Raw genomic sequence first — 19,427 nt, forward strand, 5'->3', positions numbered from 1 at the left:
CATATTGAATATTCAACGCGCGTCACACTGTGTGTGACACAAGTTAAAAGAATAAAATTTAAAAGGGCAAAGGGTAACAGATTTAAAACCATATATGGTTATTTGGTCCTGAGGAGACGCAACCCGAAAATGTCAATTCGGAAATCGGGATCGACCCAGTTGTAGAAACGGTGTGAGGAACGCGCGCTACTCGAAGTATCGCCCCAGGAACCACCCCGAAGAGAACGATCACTGTTTACATGATCTCTCCATGCTATCGGAGCCTCCAACGGCTCCATCTCCTCCCATAATTGAAGCCAGGCCTGTTTGGTTTCCAGCCCTGATTCTTGTTCAAACCACTGCATCGTCTCCTCGATTGATGTTTCTGCATGTGCCCGGTTCTGCTTATGGCAAAATATCTCCAGGAGGCGTTCCTTGAGCAAATCACCATTCCAAACTGTAGAACTCCACTCCCACACATTTCCATTCACATGATACAAACCGAACCCGTTCGCAGAGTAGTGGTTGCCCACGATCTCCTTCAATTCAGTGTCCTGAGACGTCTGATAGCGCTCCTGATCCCAGCGTACGGGTAACGTACGTCCCAATTTCGATAGGAAATTGGCTTCATTAATCGTGATTGAATCCTTATATGGCACGGAATATTTCAGCTTTCTTTTCTCTGTTATCCAGCGGTCAACGCCTCCCCAGGCTGCCCCCTCCCACTCAAATTCGCTCGGCAGACGGTACTGGTCTCCCAGCCATAAGCTCAGCATCACACCGTCAAACCAGTTCGTATGTATGACGGGACAATCCGGTTCTGGTGATATTTGACTGAAATCAGATTCATATTGCTGTTCCAGTTGAGGATCAAACAGGTGGTATTGAGCCTTGGTCACGCAGCAGGCCGCCATATCAAAGGCTTTAACCCGTACCATCTGCCAAGGCTTCTCATCGTCGCGTGCCTCATCATCCTCTGGGGAGGCGCCCAGCATAAACGACAGGTAGTCGTCAGAACCCGTTTGCCTGTCGTGGATCGAATCGGCACAACGGGAATAGGATTGGTGATGGGGAGTGATCATCTTGACCCAAGCATTGATGACCGGTTCCTCATCAAAATCTTCTAACCAGCTCAACTCTGCTTTGATAGTTTTCTGGGTCTGACGTTCAGCACGAGTTTTTCCTGCTAGCTGATCAAGCTGTACGACAAGATTCTCTTCACGCTCTTTGATAGCTTTCGTGACCAGATCGGGGAGATCCTCCTCATGCACCAATTCTGCCGCCCGGAACGCCCGCTCTGTCGGTTCGCCCTGCTCATCTCGCTCAATCAATATTTGTCGAAAACTGCTGCGGTAGAAATCCAGAAGTTTGTCCAGACAGGATTTGATTTCAGAACTCGAGTCCTCATTACGTTTCAGGATTTGCCAGACACGGAACATCAATTCCGTCGGTCGCAAATACTGCCCCAATGGTGGTATAAACAACTGCTTCATCATGCAGGAATAAGAGTCGAAATTGCAGAGAGCATTTCCTGACGAATCAGTGGTTTCCAGCATCTCAATGGCAAACTTCCAGGCGTTGTTCCAACGATTATCCCCGATATGAATTTTGATATCGTCAATATCTGTTTTACTGGCGTAACGAGAAAGATATAAACCCACAAAAAACTCCATCGTTTTCAGGGAGGGAAAAGAAAGCTCCTCCTCGTCATTCTTTTTGAGTGTCGTACTTCCCGTCAAAATGGTTTTACGAAGCATCGCATCGTATTTCTTCCAGCTTTCCTCAGAACTTCCATACCGATTGCCTGCCTTTTTCTTGATTTTAGAAATTCTGATTTCTGGTACGTGATAGAGAGAATGCGGATCCTGCTCTTCTGCCGAATTTTCCTGTGTGGCCTGATGCAGGATCTCAAAGCCGAGACAGGCCGCAGCGTGGATTAATTCTTCCACATCACCTGGTTGACGGAATTCTGCCACATCCCCCTTATAAGAGTCTCGATGAAAACCTCGATAAGCTGTCTCCCAATGTAAGTCGCCGGCCGTTTTAAATGGGCGAACTTTGGTTTCCCCATACAGGGCATCCTCGATGATCGCTCGAACCAGCTTGAGATTATTGGGGAGCTGAAGTAATTCATCATTCTCCTGCTGCTCGGTGATGGTTCCCCAGTATTCATCAACTAGCTTTCCCTCACCGGGATTCTTTACTTCCCGCAATTGACGGAGCTGTTTTTTATAATTCTCAATCTGCTCAGAGTCGAACAGTTCCAGATGAAAATGTCGCCAGATCTCTTTATTGAAACGGTCGGGCCACTGGTTCACAGCATGTGGACGAGATGTGACGATCATTTGAATGTTTTCGTGCGACAAGTCTGAATATTGGTTTCCTGCCTGGTGCAATCGTGTCAGAGTTTTTGAGACTTCATGATCGACCTGATCGAGGGCATCCAGAATCACTACGACGCGCCGTTTCGCAAGTAAATAGTCAATAACTTCACCCGGTGAAGGGGAAACGTAATCAGAACAGTACCGACTCACTGCCTTTTCCAGAGCCCCCCGTAGATCTTTCGGCCACTCGTCTTCATAGCGGACGACCAGAAAGGGTTCTGTTAATGAGCTAAGTTCATTGAGGAGACGCCAGGACAAGACGGTTTTTCCCCCACCTGCGATTTCGGTGATCAGCAGCCAGTTCCGTTCATCAATGACATACTTTTCGACCAGCTCGTCTATCCCTCTTTCCAGTTCATGAAACTCATTCGATCCGCTCGTAGTGTTTTTTTCGAAATCAACATCTTCGTGCTTGGAACGCAGTTTATACTGTTCTTCCGGTGTCAGCTGTACAGACAGACGTGGTTCAATATAAATGTCGAGTTTATGGTCGTCACCACGATCGGGGACCTCTCCCTGCGTCATCCGTTGCCATTCATCACGGACGCTTTCTGCATACTCTGAGAGGACATGTTCGATCCGTTCATCACCGCTCATCTGGTGAATGAGGGTTCGCAGTGACGTCTGCTCTTTAACTGGCTTGATGGCAACTTTCTGCTGATTGGAAACAATTTTGGTCCAGTCATTCCACTCCAGCGGAGCCTGCCCGTTCAGACAGCATTTTTGATTATGATGAAGGTAGACCGTATTCAGCTGCTCTCCCGTCCCAGTCAAGGCAGAGCCAAGGACCTCTCGATGCAGCTTGGCAGCGATACTTTCCTTACGGACTGGAGCAAAAGTGAGATCATCGATGGTCAATTCCTTCTCTGGTTGTTTTTTTGACTCCTGTGTCTCCTGTATTTGGAATGAGGCCGTGACGGTTTGATTCAGACGGATTCCCAGAGCCGTGGCGCAACTCGCCAGGGTGACGATCCCCCCCGCAGAACCTCCTGCGAGTTGAATGTAATGTTCCAGCCTGCCAATATCGGGAGAGACGCGTAGAGACTGATGGTTCTCTCTCAGGATGGACTGGCAAACTCTGCCAGCCAACTCCATGCTTGTGAGCATTTCTTTATCGAGGATCGTCATTCCCAGGCTTACCGGGTCCAGATAGGCTGAGGACCACCTCTCTTGGGCAGCGGTTGTGGTGACCGGAGCGGTTTTACCTTTGTATTTTCCTTCGGTATCTCTGTCTGAGACCAGCAGCATCTGAATGGTATTCTTCTTCAAAGGATGGTATTCTTCTTCAAAGGAGGATCATTCTTTTCTCCCAGGAGATAAGAAAGTAATCGGCGTACCAGCAACCAGTTCGACTCTGTCCACCAGTTCGCTGTTGTGGGGCGTTTCACTTTGCGGAATTGATCAAGAATTGCGGTGGCTTTATCCGGGGCCGGTTTGGCTTGTGAAAGCATTTCTGCTTCGGCGGGTTGCTGCTTAAGCTCAGTGCCATCGATTTTCGGTGTTTTGAAATCCCAGGCATCATGGTAACACTTGAAACAGTTCTCAATCGCATCCCATGCTTCAGCAAAGTCAGCATGATTACTGTTGGACGTCCAGCCCGCTAATACTTGCGAGGCCAGGATGCCGTTCAGAATGCCGCTGGTGAGATTCACGACCTGGCTTTGGACTTCGCCATCAGTGATGCCGAGAATTTCCCTGACCCGACCATTCTGTAATAGGGATTTTTCACCATACAGTGATTCCCTCAGCAGAGTAATCAGCTCATCCGGCAGTACTTGACCGTCTATCGCCAATGTTCGGGGGTAATATAGAATCGTAGCGTGGCCACCATTCCAGTGAGAGTGCAGACTTTTATAGTTTTTGTCTGGCTCTGTACTGCACTCTTCTTTATGCCAGATTTTTAGAACTTCTTTGAAATCTTCCGGGCCCGCCATCATCAATTCTCGCTAAGTCTTGTTCTTAGGTTGAGTTTCATCGGTGAGGGAAATTGTACAGGGAACCAAACGCAGGTAACAGGCTTTCAGCAAATCAGGCGTCAGACGGAACGGAAGTTGAAGCTGACCAAATGCGTTCTGAGAATACTCCGAGTTATACATTTCGACTTTTGCACTGTACAATTTGTGAACGCAGCCAACGGCCATCCCTGCATCATCGGTCGGCTGATAGAGCACTTCCACGGAATAGGCCCCGTGGGCGGTCTTTTGGGAAACTGTTATAGACAACTCAGTATAAAGCGGTGAATAGTGAATCCAGGCGCGCAGGTCATCGCGATAAAACGCGAGACTGAATGATTTTTCCTCGGTCATGATTAGGACTTTCCGGTAAAACAAGAACTTTCTCTAAGAATAGAAAGACTCTTTAAGTCCAGAAGAGGAAAGCGTTTTTGAAATATTACACAATTTATCCTACAGAAAATTCTCAAAAAATCAGATCTCCTTTCCCCTTGGGGGCTGATTTCGCATTTCAGGTATATATAGAGAGGCCCGGATTCCGCGCCTCGAGTCCTGTTTATCCTGTATTTGATTAGATGGAGAGATCCCATGAAACCTGTAACCCCCAAAGACGTCATTCGCCTTTTTGAAGGCGGCGTCAGTGATCTGGAAGAAATGTACCGGATCATACGGGCGATTGACGAAGACAAGAAGCTGCAACTGATTGAAAGGATGTGGAACGATTCCGAGCTGGATGAAAAGGAGGGGCAGCCAGAGCTCCCCCCCTTGGATTTTCCCGATCTGTTTCATACTCGTTTGTGCCGCCTGAAACCGGAATCGGATCTCACCGGACTCCTTGAACTGGAACGAATTGAAGTAAAAGTGGAATACGAGGTGAATGGCGTCATCAAATCGTTCCAGTTAATCCTGACCAGGACGGGGGAGAATCAGTTCAAGCTGGAAGCCGATTGGCCCTCTCACTTGGCTCCGATGAGCTTCGTTCTGGCGGGTTTCGACCTGGATCGCGGGCGTAAGCCGTTTGAAGCTGAGATTGAACTGCCCCAAAAACCGGTGGTTCGACCGGCAGCTGAACCTGAGAATGCTCCTGGTTCTGCAGTTTATGGCCATACAGGTGCACTGATGGCTGACGCAGGGAACTTGGACCAGGAAGGCAACGAAGAACCGAATGGGGATACGCGTTACTTCAGTGTCTCCCGCGATAGTGATGATGACAGAAAGCTGAATCTGGAAGAGGGGGACCTGGAGGTCTACGCCAAAATCGGCAAACGTACCGACGATCTCGTTGTCGTGGAAGTGTTCGATGCCCCCGACACCGAAAGCCCCTCTGCCTGCTCGGTAGTACCGGTTCATCGCAACGAACACGAGAGCATCGCCAAAGGCCGGCTTCAGAACTTCCCCTTGTATGATGCTCCTTCCAAAAAAGGCAAGATCCGTGTACGTGCCCTGGAAGAGGGAGACATCCCATGCTTAAGCAACGAGCAGGTGACAACACTGCTGGCAGAAGAGTGTGAAAATTTCGCTGCCGTTCCTGTGACTGCCCAGGAACCTGATGTTTTTACGACCGAGTTTCGCTACGAATTTCAGAAATCACGTCTTTCTGACGAGAAAACAGCCTGGTTTCTGCAGATGGCTGAGCAGGGAGGTGAGGTATGAGGAGTGAACTCAATGAATTGCTTCCCGCTCTACAGAGAGGAGACCATGAAGCGTGGGAGACATTGTATTTGATGTGTGGTAATTACATGTTCCGCTTTGCGCTCAGATTGACTAGAAATAAGGAAAAGGCCGTAGATATATCGAATGATGCTTATCTGGCAGTGCGGAGAAATGGACTTAAAAATTGTGATTATCTTACTCAAGGATATTTGGGCACAGTAGTTTACCATGAATTTTGTAGAGTAATCCGCGAAAAAAAACGTCCAAAAGAAATCTCATTTGAAGCTCTGGGCGGCAAGAATGATGAGGGAAAACCCCAGTCTTATGATCCAGAAGATCCCAATCAGCCCGATCTTAACGACATGATCGACAAACCGTTCAATTCTGAAGTTATCAATGAAGCGATGGACCGCCTGAGCGAAAAAGAGCGTCGAGTAATACAGCTTAGATATTTCGAGGGCCTCGAAACGGTTGAAATCCTAGAGGTCACTAAAGAGAAAAAGTTAAATACCGTTCAAAAGCAACTGAGGGCAGCCAGAAATAAAATAAAAGAATATTATCTAAGGGAAGATCCTTCTTGACTGCCACAATAAATCTCTCACAAAAATATTTCCTCTTCTCTCCAATAATCTCCTTTAGAAAGAGTGTGGTTGTCACCTACGGGGTGACCGATTTCCCAACTCTTTCTAAAGGAGATTTTCTTATGAAGCCCTCCACGCAACCTCCGGATACACATGCGGAGGAGATGACCGTGCCGTGGCAGATGCCAGTGGCTTCCGCTCCGAGCCATTCTGAGGAATTACAGACAGAAATGGATCGTCTGGAAACTGAAGAAGCCCGGGAGCGGGAATTGAAAAAACAGCAGGAGCTCGAACGTTTGCGTCAAATTGCTGCATTCGATTAGCTCTCAATGTTGTTCACACCGCAGTCGGGCCAAACCTGGCTGCGGCGTTTTTTTGCGCTGGAGAAGACACAATGACGAATATTGCCCCTGATTACCGGCTGATCATCACGCACGCAGCCTGGTCTGCCGCCTTACGCTCGATGCTGCTTGATGCCGATCGGTGTGCGATCGGTTCGCTGAGATGGAACAATACCGTAACTTCAACAGAATTTCTGGTCCATCAACTGGACCTGGTCGAACGCTGGCCCGTTGGCGAAGAGCGATTCCCGCTGACTGACTGGCTGGTGATGGCAGTCAGTCGTGACCCAAGTGAGACACCGGTAAAAATCTTGCAACAGATCAAGCCGCGCAAGTCTCAAACAGTGATCATTCTGACGTTTTATGACGAGGATCGGCAGCGATGGGACGGCTTCGTACATCGAGAAGGTGAGGTCATCCCATTAAATGAAATCCACATCATAGGCCCGGGCATGATGCGGCTGAATCGCGAGGATGAACCGGTTATTCAGGAATTGCCCACCGCAGGCCGCTGGTCACGTACCATCGGAGCACTCGGTGGTCCCTTATGGAGCAAGGTGAGAAATTCAAATCTGCTGCTGATCGGCTGTGGCCGGAATGGGACGCTCGCAGCCTGGAACTTTGCTGGGCTGGGGATTGAGCAGATGACGCTGGTTGACGAGGACGTACTCAAAATCGAGAACCTGGACGCTATGCCCGGGTTGACGCTGGATGATATCGGCCTTCCCAAAGTGACCGTGTTAGCCCGGCACCTGATTGCTTACAATAATGAGATGACGATTCGCTGTTTTACGAAGCCGGTCCATGAAATTCTCGATCAGTTACGCACGCGATTCGACTTGATTATCACCTGCGTGGACAGCGATGTCGCGCGCGTTGCTGCTTCCTGGTTATCGCGTGAGTTGTTGATCCCCCATTTGGACATTGGTACCGAAGTAGGACGTACAGAAAACTCACAACTACTGGCAGGCGATGTGCGGTTACTCCAGCCTTATGACGGCGGTTGTGTGAGTTGCGTTGGTGGCTTACGAGCCCCCGCAGAGGCGCAATACGAATTCGCGGCCCCGCACGGAAGTCTGCACCGGGGCGAACCGGCACCCTGGTACGAGCAACGCGTGGGTAGCCTCATCCACCTCAATTCGATGACAGTCGGGACCTCAGTCGAATTATGGCTCGCCTCTTTACAGGGCCATACGGGCTCTTTCTGGCAACGCCTGACCTGGAATGACAAAACCGGTTTGGAAGCCGAAGGGGTAGAGGTGATGCAGGATGAAGCGTGTCCTTACTGTCATGTTGGAAATTGACAGGTGCGCGTGTTGATACTCATATCAAATTTTACCTTGCGTCACACGCAGTGTGACGCAAGGTAAAAGAATAAAATTTAAAAGGGCAAAGGGTAACAGTTTTAAGATCATACAGGGTTATTTGGTCCTCAGGATACGCAACCCAAGATCGTTGAGTCGGTAATCGGGTTCGAGCCCGTTGCCGTAACGACTCGAAGTACGCGAGATCCTCGCAAGAATGATCCAGGAACCACCCCGAAGACAATGATAACAGTCCGCATGAACACTTACTGATGTCGGAGCTTCCAACGGCTCCATCTCCTCCCATAATGCGAGCCAAGCCTGCTTAGTATCCAACCCTGATTCTTGTTCTAACCACTGCAATGCCTCTGCGATAGATATTTCCACACGCGCCCGGTTTAGATTATAGCAAAATATCTCGAGGATGCGTTCGTCGAGCAACTCTGTGTTCCAAACCGTTGAACTCCATTCCGACACGTTGCCATTCAGATGATACAAGCCGAACCCGTTTGGGAGGTAGTGGTTGCGAACGATCTTCTTCAATTCAGCGTCTTGTGATGTTTCATAGCGCTCCTGATCCCAGCGTACGGGTAACGTGCGTCCTAATTTCCCATCGAAATTGACTTCATTAATCGTGATTGATTCATGATACAGCACGGAATATTTGAGTTTCATGTTCTCTGGTTCCCAGCGATCAAGGCCTCCCCAGGCTGCCCCCTCCCATTCAAATTCGCTCGGCAGACGGTACCTGTCTCCCAGCCATAAACTCAACATCACACCGTCAAACCAGTTCGTCTTGATAACAGGACAATCCGGTTCTGGTGAAATTTGACTGAAATCAGATTCGTAATGCTGCTCCAATTGAGCATCAAACAGGCAATACTGAGCCCGTGTCACACTACAGACTGCCATGTCAAAAGCTTTAACTCGCACCATTTGCCAAGGCTTTTCATTTTCATAGTCTTCCTCATTCTCTCCATAGGCCTCATCATCCTCTGGTGAGGCTCCCATCATAAACGTCAGGTAGTCGTCAGAACCCGTTTGCTTGTCGTGAATCGAATCGGCACAACGGGAGTAGGATTGGTGATGGGGAGTGATTTTTGTGACCCAGCCATTGATGACCGAGTCTTTATCGAATTCTCTCAGCCAGTTTAATTCTGTTTCGATAGTTCTCTCGTCCTGGCGTTCAGTTCGATTTTTTCCCTCTAATTGACCAAGCTGGACGCGGAGATTGCCTTCACGCTCTTCAATAGCTTTCGTGACCAGTTCTGGAAGATCATCCTCGTGCACTAATTCTGCAGCCAGAAACGCTCGCCCTGCCGGTTCTCCCTGCTCATCTCGCTCAATGAAAATACCCCGAAAACTGCTGCGGTAGAAATCCAGAAGATCGTCCAGACACTTCTTGATCTCAGAATTTGAGTTCTCATTCCGTTTGAGTATCTTCCAGACACGAAACATCAATTTCGTCGGTCGTAAGTGATGTGTTTCTTGTTTGGGGGCAAACAGTGCCTTGAGCGAAGGAAGCAGCGACTCGTTCGTTGGATATTGTCGCGCAGACGTTTTTCTGGACTCAAGCAGTTCCACTGCAAATCGATATGCCCAGTCCCAATTAGAGTCTGCCGATTTTTCTATCAGAGTGGATGCTCCCTCCAGTTCCTGTCCAGCCTGGGATATGTTGTCCCAATCTCCATGTGAGTTTCTTGATAGAAATAATCCTGCATAAAATTCCATCATGCCCTTATGTTTGAAACCGAAATAGTCTTTTGACTTATCTTCGAGAATCAGGTGGTTGGTTAACCCGGCAACAACCTGCATATTTTCCCAGAGTAAATCCCAGTTCTTTGTGATCGCTGAATTGGTAATGCATGTCTTAGTCAGTTCTTCCAGCTTGGTTACCAGATCATTTTCGACATTGTAAGTATGCGAATCCAGGATCATCATCTGATAGGCGGCAGCAGACAGGATTTCTCGAAAGTACTTCTTATAATTTGGAACATTTGATTTGAACTGATCGTGTTTAGTCAGATTACGTTCAAAGATATGATCGGTTGCCTGAAAATAGAGATCAGCCCGGTTGGCAAATTCGGGGAATCTGTTTTGACTGCGCGAAAGAAATCGAATGAACTTTAGGACCGCAGGGACTTCCAGTAATTCTTGAACTTCGTCGTAGACATCCTTAAAAATCTGTCGTAAATACGCTCGGGCAACTTGATCGGGATCGGGTTCATCCTGATCGTCTCCCTGGTTCAGATTTCTGCTCTCGCCAATCGATTCTCCTTGTGAGTTGAATGGCTCAAAGAAATCATCCCAGGCTTGACGAGTTTGCTCATCGGCAAATCCGACCAGTGACTCAGTCAAATCTTTGAGATAGACCAGCTGTTGAAAAGGCGTAAAGCCGTTGATTCTCACAAAGTTCCAGGTTTGCCAGGAGAATAGACCTTCTTCAGATCGAAGATCTTCAACGGGCTTTGCCCGACTGGTAACAATAATTCGAAAATCATGAAATTTGGAAGTTTCAACGAGTTCTTCGAATGCTTCAATCTGTCGTGCTTTGGTATTCCCGGCAAGCTGATCAAAGGAATCAAGAATAAATACGACGCGTCCCTTCCGCATGGCATATTCCACGATGGAGGCTGCTTTGGTTTCTTCTGTGATATCCAGTGCAGACTGAATCTCTTCGGTTAAATGTTGAATATAAACATTTCTGCCAGACGTGTTGGCATCTGTTTTCTCTGGCCAGGAGTGTTTTCCTCGTTCCCAGCGTATAACCAGTGGTGGCTGTCCTTCATACAATGCGTCCCGCCCTTCCTGACTACATAACCAGCGCTTGATCGCGCGACTAAAGACCGATTTCCCGGCCCCCGCATCCTCTGTGAGCACAATCCGCCGGGATTTTAAGGAACTTGGTTGAGATGCATCCCCCATTTGAAAGAGTGACAGAAATTTGGTCGACTCCGAATCTGTTGGATTGCACAGAGGGCGATACAAGTTTTTGAGATCTTGGTTTTCTGAGGAATCTTCCAGTTTTGTGGAATTGGGATTGATCGCTCGTGAAAACCAGGGGGAGATGTAATGTTCCAGTTCCGCTTCATCTAAACCGGGCCTTGTTAGCTGTTCCCATTCCTGGATGACTGTATCACAATATTTTTCGAATTGATGCTCAATCCGTTCATCGCCGCTCATCTGGTGAATGAGGGTTCGCAGTGACGTCTTCTCTTTAATGGGCATGATGGTAAGCTGCTGCTGATTGGAAACCATTTTGGTCCACTCATCCCACTCCAGCGGAGCCTGCCCGTTCAGACAGCATTTTTGATTATGATGAAGGTAGACCGTATTCAGCGGCTCTCCCGTCTCGGTTACGGCAGAGCCCAGAACGTCTCGCTGCAATTTGGCAGCGAGACTGTCCTCACCGACAGGCTCAAAAGTGAGATCATCGATAGTCAGTTCTTTATCTGACTCGTCTTCCTCTTGAGATTCTTGTATTTGGAATGAGGCCGTGGCGGTCTGGTTCAGGCGTATGCCCAGAGCTGTGGCACAACTGGACAGGGTGACGATTCCCCCCGCAGAACCACCTGCCAGTTGAATGTAATAATCCAGCCTGCCAATATCGGGAGAGATCCGCAGAGACTGATGGTTCTCACTCAGGACGGGCTGGCATACTCTGCCGGCCAACTCCAGGCTTGTAAGCATCTTCTTATCGAGGATCGTAATTCCCAGGCTCACTGGGTCCAGATAAGCAGACGACCACCTCTCTTGGACAGCGGTTGTAGTGACCGGAGCGGTTTCACCTTTGTAATTCCCATCTATATCTTCTTTTGAGACCAGCAGCATCTGAACGGTATTCTTCTGCAAAAAAGAATCACCCTGCTCTCCCAAAAGATAAGAGAGTAACCTTCGTACCAGTAACCAGTTCGACTCCGTCCACCAGATCTCTGCCGTGGGTCGCTTCACTTCGCGGAATTGATCGAGGATTGCGGTGGCTTTATCGGGGTCTGGTTTGGCATGCGAAAGCATTTCTGCTTCGACGGGTTGCTGCTTAAGCTCAGTGTCATCGATTTTTGGTGATTTAAAATCCCAGGCAGCATGGTAGCACTCGAAGCAGTTCTCAATCGCGTCCCATGCTTCAGTAAAGTCAGCATGATTCCTGTTGGACGTCCAGCCCGCTAATACTTGCGAGGCCAGGATGCCGTTCAAAATACCGCTGGCGAGATTCACGACCTGGCTTTGGACTTCAACTTCAGTGATACCGAGAATCTCCCTGACCCGACCATTCTGTAACAGAGAGTTTTCACCATTCAGTGATTCCTTAAGCAGCTTGATCAGCTCGGCCGATAGCACTTGACCGTCTAATGCCAGTGCCCGGGGGTAGGACAGAATCGTAGCCTGACCACCATTCCAGTGTGAGTGCAGACTTTTAAAGTTTGTACTGCGCTCTGTACTGCACTCTTCTTCATGCCAGATTTTTAGAGCTTCTTTGAAATCTTCCGGGCCCGCCATCATCAATTCTCTCTAAGTCTGATTCTCTGCTTGAGTCTCAGCGGTGTATGAAACTGCTTTGATAAAAATTCCAAATCGTATCTCAAATATTTCAACGCGCGCATTACGCAGGGTAAAAGAATAAAAATTTAAAAGAGCAAAGGGTAACAGATTTAATATCATATATGGTTATTTGGTCCTGAGGATACGAAATCCAATATAGCCTCGACGGTTTTCAAGTTCGTACCAAAAATCTCGTCGGGTAGAAAGAGCGAACCCTGCATCATTGAGCCAAGAACCTCCGCGAAGTGGACGATCGATAGAATCTTCTGCCTCTGTACTTTCGCACCATTCCCAAACTTGACCATGCATTTCACAAAGACCAAATCCGTTTCCAGGAAAACTTTTATTGTCAACAGGAATCGTACCATTACGGTCCTCTCCTTGAGGTGCTTTTCCTGTAGAGTAATTACCACGAAGATTCGCCCCTTTCGAAGAAAGAGAATCGAAATGTTCTACGCCACTTTTATCAGTCCAGGGGATTCCAAAACGATCTACCTCTGCATCACGTCCTGCTCTGCAACACGCTTCCCAATCCTGCTCTTCCGGTAAATCATACATCCCTAAAGTCCCTTTTCCTGTCATCCAGATTGTCATCATTTTGGACATAAAGAATGAAACTTCGACTACTGGGTGATCATCTAGTTGATTCTCGTCAGACTCTTCAGGACGTCGCCATTGCCATTCTCGAAATCGTTGATGGAGTGGATCAAAGACTTCGAATTGCAGGTTAGTCATCGGTGTTCTTTGCAGCATGTAATGCGGTGGGATTCTGTTCTTTTTCCTTTCTTCATTTTCACCTACCATACAAAACTGAGGATTACCTCCATCAGGACGTTCCCAGTTTCGAGGAGGACAGAGGCAATAATTAACCTTACTAGATCTTAGATGTCGATTGAACTGATCACGTCGTTGCCTGTAGTCCTTACATTGTTCAGAAGCAGGCCAAGTTCTAAAGCTGTCCAGTTCATCTTGGGTGAGTAATTTAAATTGACTCAAGGGTGATTCAAGAAAACAGTCTTCTGGTACAAGTTGTAAGATACCACGATCAGTGCCCTCCCACTCATTAGACTTTCTGCCACGATTGCGTTTTGCCGCCTGTAAAACTCGTTTTTCAAATTCGCTCAAAAAGTTGTCATGGATCTTCTGACAAACCTGTTTAATATCGTCAGAAGCCGTGCTTTCGGATCCGGGCAGATTTGTCTCAACCAACTCCCAGGCTGGATGTAGCCATCGACTGTCCCGATATTTCGGTTCATAATTTAATTTTTCCTCTTTACATTCGAACATAGTATTTAGTATTTCAACAAGATCTTCATCAAGCTCTATTTTCAGAATGTTTTTATCTGGTCGTTCTAACCAGGCATCACAACCAACACTATCTCGATGTACCAGCCAACGACAGAACAGATCCAGCTTGGTAGTGATCAGTACACTGTCCTGTTCGATAATTTCCCATAAGAGGAAAGCTGCCCCATATTTCAACAAACATGTAGCGAGATGGTTTACAACATTCTCGTCTAGTTCTTTATCCCGGTCTGCAGCGCTTAAAGCAAACCGGAAGATGCCATACCAGCGGGAGTCAAAAGTATTTGTCTCAATCCACCGTTCCTGTTGTTCCGGTGCCATCTTTGACAGATGCAATCCTGCAAACCATTCACAAAACGAGAAATGTCTCCAGGCAATCAGAGTTTGTGTTCTTTGGTTTTGATCAAAATAAGTCTGTCGTGTTGTTAAATTAAGCGCATCAAGTTGAGTAAGCATGGGTTTATGCTTAATGAAAAAGTCGGTATAAGCTCTTCCAGTTAACCCTCCCGTAAAATTAGCAACTGTCATTCCAATCAATCTATCAGATTGATTCGCTTCCTGTGAAATCATCTCCCAGGCAACTTCTCCCAGCAATATTTCAATGTAATCAAGACCTTCAAACTCTGATTCTATACTGGATGATTGTCGGTAGCTTTTATGACCATGATCGACAAGCATCTTCAGTGTCTCAAAATAAACTGCTTCCCTGTTTCGCAGATCAGCAAGTTTTTCTTCTTCTGCCAATTTTTTGATCTGAGTCAGTAGTAAGGGCACTTTCAGCAGTGCTTCCCAGTCAGCGCTTTCATAAAGCAACTCGATCCTGCTGCGTGGGTTTTCTGTAATTTGACAGGACTCAAAACTGACAAGCAATTGTATAGGAACATGGGTATAACCCCAAAACTCTCCCACTTGTACTTTATCGAAGGGTTCAGCAAAGTAGGTATGTTGGTCCCAGTCATATTGTTGATCATAACTCGCCCATTTTAATTGTCTTGTTTCCGGGCGCCCCGTGATTATGACCGGACAACGGTTGACACCATCACAAGTCAGAAAATTCTGAAACCGGGGAGCTTCACTTGTTTGATCAAGTGCATCAAATAGAAAGACCACATTTCCACGCTGTACTGCTTCACAAATCCACTGATCACGTTCCGTTTTGTCTGAGATCAAGTCGCTGAAGAGTCGCTGCGCCAGAAGAGAAAGAAAATCCTCCAATTCAGAGGGCTTAATGTCCCATTTGAAATCAGATAAGGCAGGCAGACGTAACAGGTCTCCACTATCATCAGTAGCCAGGCTCATTGGCCCTGCACCGATTCGCAACGGAATCCGATCTCCTTCAGTCGAAGCAATTAATTCTTCTGCTTTGATCAGCATTGTTGATTTGCCAAGCCCACTTTCTGCAAGAATGCGATTACGCAATGTCTGAGTATCTAAATTACCCATCAGCAGTGCTTCCGCTTCTTCTGCGGACAGAATCTTCTTATTTTCCGACTCAGGCCCCATGCTCTCCGATTTTGCTTTTTGAAACATTGAATATTTTGATAATATCTTCAATAACTTCTTGGTTTCCGACTCAGGCCCCATGCTCTCCGATTTTCCTATTTGAAGTTTGGAGAGTTTCGAAAACACATAAGGGTTGCAAGTTCCTTTAAGTAGTTCTATTGCTCTTGTTTTCAGGTGATCTTTTACTAACTTGGTAATTCGACAATAGCTTGTCAGGAGCCGATAGGCTTGATCAAAGCTCTCCACATACGAGAACCTGACAGTCCAATCGTAAACTTTGGCATCCTGAGGCAAGGCCGGTTGTTTTCCTTCCTTCTCATACAGTACAAACTTATGAAGACGATGTGTTTTCATTCCTACAAAATGAAGAACTTCAGGATGGTCATCGATTTGTTCGTCACGAAAAGCCAGTAGTTTTTCAGAAACACTGGCGACTTGATGCAGTCTGTCATTTGTTTCTGGTTCATCAAAACAGGCGGAAATTACTGTCTGCTGGTCAAGACGCTCATTTCGAGTTGCTGCCAAGACAGCAGATGCAAAAGCCGCCTCGGCGGATCGTCCATCGATGGCTCCCACCGCTTGTGGCAGCTTGAACCCACTTTTCGGGCTAAGTGGAATTAACCGCCAGCGATAGTTAAATGAGAATGCTTGCGGGTCACTCCATTCTTCTCGTCCTTTCAACACTGTCATCACATTACGCAAACCCTGACGAAAACCAGGAGCCAGCGGCAGATAGCCACAATAGCGGCAATCAGGATATAGCAGGCCGGTCCCTCCCGGGACCTTTTCAACAACCAGATGTGCCAGGAAGCCTTCCGGAATCTTTACACTTTTTTGCTCGCCTTCAGGATTGATAACTTTTTTTTCAGTCTCCATAGCCAACAACACAGAACTCTCAACAGGTTTTCCTTCCATTGAAAGCATGCCGTCATTGAGCAGGTAATAAAGGGATTCTGCCACCATTAGCAGGACTGGATCGTCCCAATCAGCGACTCTGCTGTCTTGAAGCCGTTTTTGTTTTTCGACTTCGATGAGCGCAGTTTTCCAGCGCCCCTGTAGTTTTTTAACAAAATCTGGTGTGCCTGCAGCCTCTGATGTCGGGGGTGTCTTCTTTTCGTACTGATAAGCCCGCCGATAGAGGTCTACCGCTTCAGAGATCAGTTGAGTGATCAGTTCAGATGAGTCGTCCAATATCTGGATCGACTCGATCAGTTTCATGCGGGCCTGGAACATGAAACAGGCACACTCACTCGGAAACAAAGTTTGAGCGAGTGGATTATTTGTCAGTTCGTCTAATATCGCTGCAGCATGTCCTTGAGATGCCGCCTCTAATAACAAACATGTCTGATACTCACCATCTGAGCCTTTTCCCAGAAAATGGGCTCGAAATGCGTCTTCTTTATTGTCTTCGGGACCGGTAAAGAACAAAAGTGCGTGAAGATAATCACCTGCCCTCCTGCGTCGATCCATCTGTTGTAACAACGTCATCTACAGCCCTTTACATTCAATCGAAGCAGCTTATGCATAGTGTCATTTTGTCAACACTGTCGTAGAGATGCAAATCTGTGGTCAGGCAAGAAGCTAGAGAATTTTAAAAACTTTACAAATACCGGTCATCTTCGATCCCCTAAACTCATTACTTAAAACAAGGGGAAAGGAACAGCTTCAGCTCCTCGCAAGTTCCACTGGCTTTAATTGGGAGAGACAGATGCGACGCAAGTTACTTCGAATCAGTACCAGGACTCTCATCGACGCGGGCCCTCTGTTTGTGGCATTCCTGTTTACCAGTGACTTACTGGCATAGGAGAGCCTCGTTTCTAGTAATGCTTCCAGACTCATATTAGATGAAAGGTTTTTTCAAATGAACCGGATGAACAAAAAACACAAAATCACGTCGTTTGGGTCGGGGGTGCTTGATATTCACTCTGCACCTTTTGATTCAAATTCAGGTGCTGACAAACGGGACGGCGATCTCGAATTCAAAGTAGGCGGTGCGCCTGTCAATGGGGCAAGGGCTGCTGGATTGTACGTAACAGTAGCACTGATCCTGCTGATCGCGGATGATTTCCTGGGCAAGATCATTAAAGAGTTGGCCTTCGATGAATTCAAAGAACAGACGCTACTTTTACATCCTGCAATGGAAGCCACACGTGCTTCGGTAATCAGCGGAAATTCGATCATTACAAAGCGTGCTTCTACCATAATTCAGGATCTGCCTGTCCATATCCGGGAAATCTGTGCCAACAGTGAAATGCTGATTGTTGGTCCAATGACACAGAAGGATTATGAATTAACGAAGCAGATTCTCAAGACGAATTCCAATTCGATTCTTCAACTGTCAAAACAGCAATTGGAAAACGCCGGCATGTGCATTCAATTGGCCCAGATGGCAGGTGTCACAGTTATCAATGACAATGAAGCCACTTATTGGACTGGATTTTCCGATCCGGTCAAAGCGATTCAATGGCTCCGCGATCGTTCAGTGAAGAATGTGATTATCACTTCTAAAGATTCCGTAAATGGTTACTGCGATGGGAACTGGATCTTTCAACCGACAATTCAGGCCAAAAATGTAAAATCCACGATAGGTGCAGGTGATGTTTTCGTAGGAACTCTTGCGGCCATGCGAGTGAATGGTAAGTCATGGCGGAAGGCAATCACCCTGGCCATGACCGCAGCAACACGGCATATCGAAAAATCGGGTGTTACCGATTTATCCCGATTGGACCAGGAATCATTGACGCGTAAACGTGTACCGTTTCAGCCTCCCAAGAGTAAATTTAAGGTTACTGCCCCGATCAATAAACTGACGGTTGCTGCCAGTAGCCTGATCGCTGGGTTAGCATTTGGAATACTGATGTAACAGCCAATCTGTGTTCTGGTCGACTCTCAGCCCGCTGAATTGTTAAGTCAATTCAACGGGCTTTTTGAGTGCGTCAGACATAAAACACACCGTCAAGTTCTGTCACAATCAACTGTTTAGCCAAAGAGAGCATGGTGTGACATTTGCATGATCCCATTGCCACACCGGATAATTTAAAACCCCGTGGAAAAAACTCGATAGCGATTCGCTAAGAAAGCATGTACTTGGTGAAGAGTCGATTTGGGGTTACTTCTTGGACAAGGTTCTGTTTAAAATCAGCCTGATTTGTAGGAAAAAACGGTACTATCCTTGAGATTGAAGCAGCCCGTAGTGCAGACTGTCCTCCCCCCCCGCACACCGTCCAGGACCGGGCTTCTAGATCGTCACTGGGACCTTCCAACACGCAGCTTCACAAACCCTGGACATCTCAGTCGAGGGGGAATCCAAACAGATCGGTACAACGCCGAATCACCCGATCTGGCGCGTCGACCGGGAAGCCTCGTCCGGGCCAACAGCCTCTCCGTTTGTGAACAACTGCATACATTAGACGGCATTAGCCCGGCACAGCATCTTCGAATACATCGAAGTGTTTTATAACCGTGAAAGGCTCCATTCATCTCTGGGCTATCAGAGCCCCGAAATGTTTGAGCAGGCAGTATAACCTAATTCCAGCGCCCACTATTTCTGGGGAACTTCATCTCCAATCGTGAATGGGGCAGGCAGTATAACCTTATTCCAGCGCTACTATTCCTGAAGAACGGTATATCTCTTTCTTAAAGCGTAACACTTCGGCAAACTGTTCGTTTCTTAGCGTTGGTGACCGCCGCGCAACAGAAAAGTCATTATGGGAATTCAGAACGCCCTCTGCTCTCGCTCCATCACCCATAAGCACTTAACCTGAACTTCGCCAATGTCTTTAAACGCCTTTATTTTAAGGGCCCGAAACCTACTGAAAGGCATTACGGAGGCCTATAGAGTCCAAAAGTCACTTCTACTCAACCCATTCCGCCGCTCCATTTGCGG

10 protein-coding genes and 1 pseudogene are annotated in these 19,427 nt (G+C 47.3%); 6 read left to right on the plus strand and 5 right to left on the minus strand.

All coding sequences use genetic code 11. The features are described from left to right. Positions 1-98: 98 nt before the first annotated feature. From ACN0YN_RS13965 to ACN0YN_RS13975, 3 genes are read right to left on the minus strand one after another with little or no spacing between them, the layout of a single operon-like run. On the minus strand, positions 99-3,632 hold the full coding sequence (locus ACN0YN_RS13965) for an SUMF1/EgtB/PvdO family nonheme iron enzyme (RefSeq protein ID WP_417385632.1): 3,534 nt from the start codon (positions 3,630-3,632) through the stop codon (positions 99-101). Next, positions 3,629-4,300, minus strand: a complete 672-nt coding sequence (locus ACN0YN_RS13970; protein WP_417385633.1) for a hypothetical protein — start codon at positions 4,298-4,300, stop codon at positions 3,629-3,631. The genes ACN0YN_RS13965 and ACN0YN_RS13970 overlap by 4 nt, the downstream gene beginning before the upstream one ends. Positions 4,301-4,309: 9 nt before the next feature. Further along, entirely contained in the window at positions 4,310-4,669 is a 360-nt protein-coding gene (locus tag ACN0YN_RS13975; protein ID WP_417385634.1) for a hypothetical protein, read from the minus strand. Between the two features lie 234 nt (positions 4,670-4,903). Between ACN0YN_RS13975 and ACN0YN_RS13980 the strand changes: the two genes are divergently transcribed. From ACN0YN_RS13980 to ACN0YN_RS13995, 4 genes are all read left to right on the plus strand, one after another. Next, positions 4,904-5,968: a hypothetical protein gene (locus ACN0YN_RS13980; protein WP_417385635.1), complete on the plus strand. Its 1,065-nt coding sequence runs from the start codon at positions 4,904-4,906 to the stop codon at positions 5,966-5,968. Beyond that, positions 5,965-6,549, plus strand: coding sequence for an RNA polymerase sigma factor (locus ACN0YN_RS13985; protein ID WP_417385636.1), 585 nt, complete (start codon positions 5,965-5,967; stop codon positions 6,547-6,549). Before ACN0YN_RS13980 ends, ACN0YN_RS13985 begins: the two co-directional genes overlap by 4 nt. Positions 6,550-6,671: 122 nt before the next feature. Further along, a complete protein-coding gene (locus ACN0YN_RS13990) occupies positions 6,672-6,872 on the plus strand; it encodes a hypothetical protein (RefSeq protein ID WP_417385637.1) in 201 nt (66 codons plus the stop codon). 71 nt (positions 6,873-6,943) lie between these two features. After that, positions 6,944-8,194: a ThiF family adenylyltransferase gene (locus ACN0YN_RS13995; RefSeq protein WP_417385638.1), complete on the plus strand. Its 1,251-nt coding sequence runs from the start codon at positions 6,944-6,946 to the stop codon at positions 8,192-8,194. 117 nt (positions 8,195-8,311) lie between these two features. Here the strand turns inward: ACN0YN_RS13995 and ACN0YN_RS14000 are convergent, their stop codons facing one another. Beyond that, on the minus strand, positions 8,312-12,694 hold the full coding sequence (locus ACN0YN_RS14000) for an SUMF1/EgtB/PvdO family nonheme iron enzyme (protein WP_417385639.1): 4,383 nt from the start codon (positions 12,692-12,694) through the stop codon (positions 8,312-8,314). 165 nt (positions 12,695-12,859) lie between these two features. Further along, positions 12,860-17,029, minus strand: coding sequence for an SUMF1/EgtB/PvdO family nonheme iron enzyme (locus tag ACN0YN_RS14005; RefSeq protein WP_417385640.1), 4,170 nt, complete (start codon positions 17,027-17,029; stop codon positions 12,860-12,862). Between the two features lie 373 nt (positions 17,030-17,402). On the opposite strand from ACN0YN_RS14005, the gene ACN0YN_RS14010 reads away from it, so the two are divergent. Together ACN0YN_RS14010 and ACN0YN_RS14015 are read left to right on the plus strand one after the other, a co-directional pair. Beyond that, on the plus strand, positions 17,403-18,404 hold the full coding sequence (locus ACN0YN_RS14010) for a carbohydrate kinase family protein (RefSeq protein ID WP_417385641.1): 1,002 nt from the start codon (positions 17,403-17,405) through the stop codon (positions 18,402-18,404). Positions 18,405-18,960: 556 nt separating this feature from the next. Continuing rightward, positions 18,961-19,065, plus strand: a pseudogene (locus tag ACN0YN_RS14015) (IS3 family transposase); the annotation flags it as partial. Between the last annotated feature and the right edge of the window lie 362 nt (positions 19,066-19,427).

The sequence above is a fragment of the Gimesia sp. genome, assembly GCF_048260065.1.
Taxonomy (GTDB): Bacteria; Planctomycetota; Planctomycetia; order Planctomycetales; family Planctomycetaceae; genus Gimesia.

Excerpts from the sequence above, each read along its gene's own strand:
- ACN0YN_RS14005 (WP_417385640.1), bottom strand. The coding sequence starts at position 17,029 with ATGACGTTGTTACAACAGATGGATCGACGCAGGAGGGCAGGTGATTAT.
- ACN0YN_RS13980 (WP_417385635.1), top strand. The coding sequence starts at position 4,904 with ATGAAACCTGTAACCCCCAAAGACGTCATTCGCCTTTTTGAAGGCGGC.
- ACN0YN_RS13975 (WP_417385634.1), bottom strand. The coding sequence starts at position 4,669 with ATGACCGAGGAAAAATCATTCAGTCTCGCGTTTTATCGCGATGACCTG.
- ACN0YN_RS13990 (WP_417385637.1), top strand. The coding sequence starts at position 6,672 with ATGAAGCCCTCCACGCAACCTCCGGATACACATGCGGAGGAGATGACC.
- ACN0YN_RS14000 (WP_417385639.1), bottom strand. The coding sequence starts at position 12,694 with ATGATGGCGGGCCCGGAAGATTTCAAAGAAGCTCTAAAAATCTGGCAT.
- ACN0YN_RS13970 (WP_417385633.1), bottom strand. The coding sequence starts at position 4,300 with ATGATGGCGGGCCCGGAAGATTTCAAAGAAGTTCTAAAAATCTGGCAT.
- ACN0YN_RS14010 (WP_417385641.1), top strand. The coding sequence starts at position 17,403 with ATGAACCGGATGAACAAAAAACACAAAATCACGTCGTTTGGGTCGGGG.
- ACN0YN_RS13985 (WP_417385636.1), top strand. The coding sequence starts at position 5,965 with ATGAGGAGTGAACTCAATGAATTGCTTCCCGCTCTACAGAGAGGAGAC.
- ACN0YN_RS13995 (WP_417385638.1), top strand. The coding sequence starts at position 6,944 with ATGACGAATATTGCCCCTGATTACCGGCTGATCATCACGCACGCAGCC.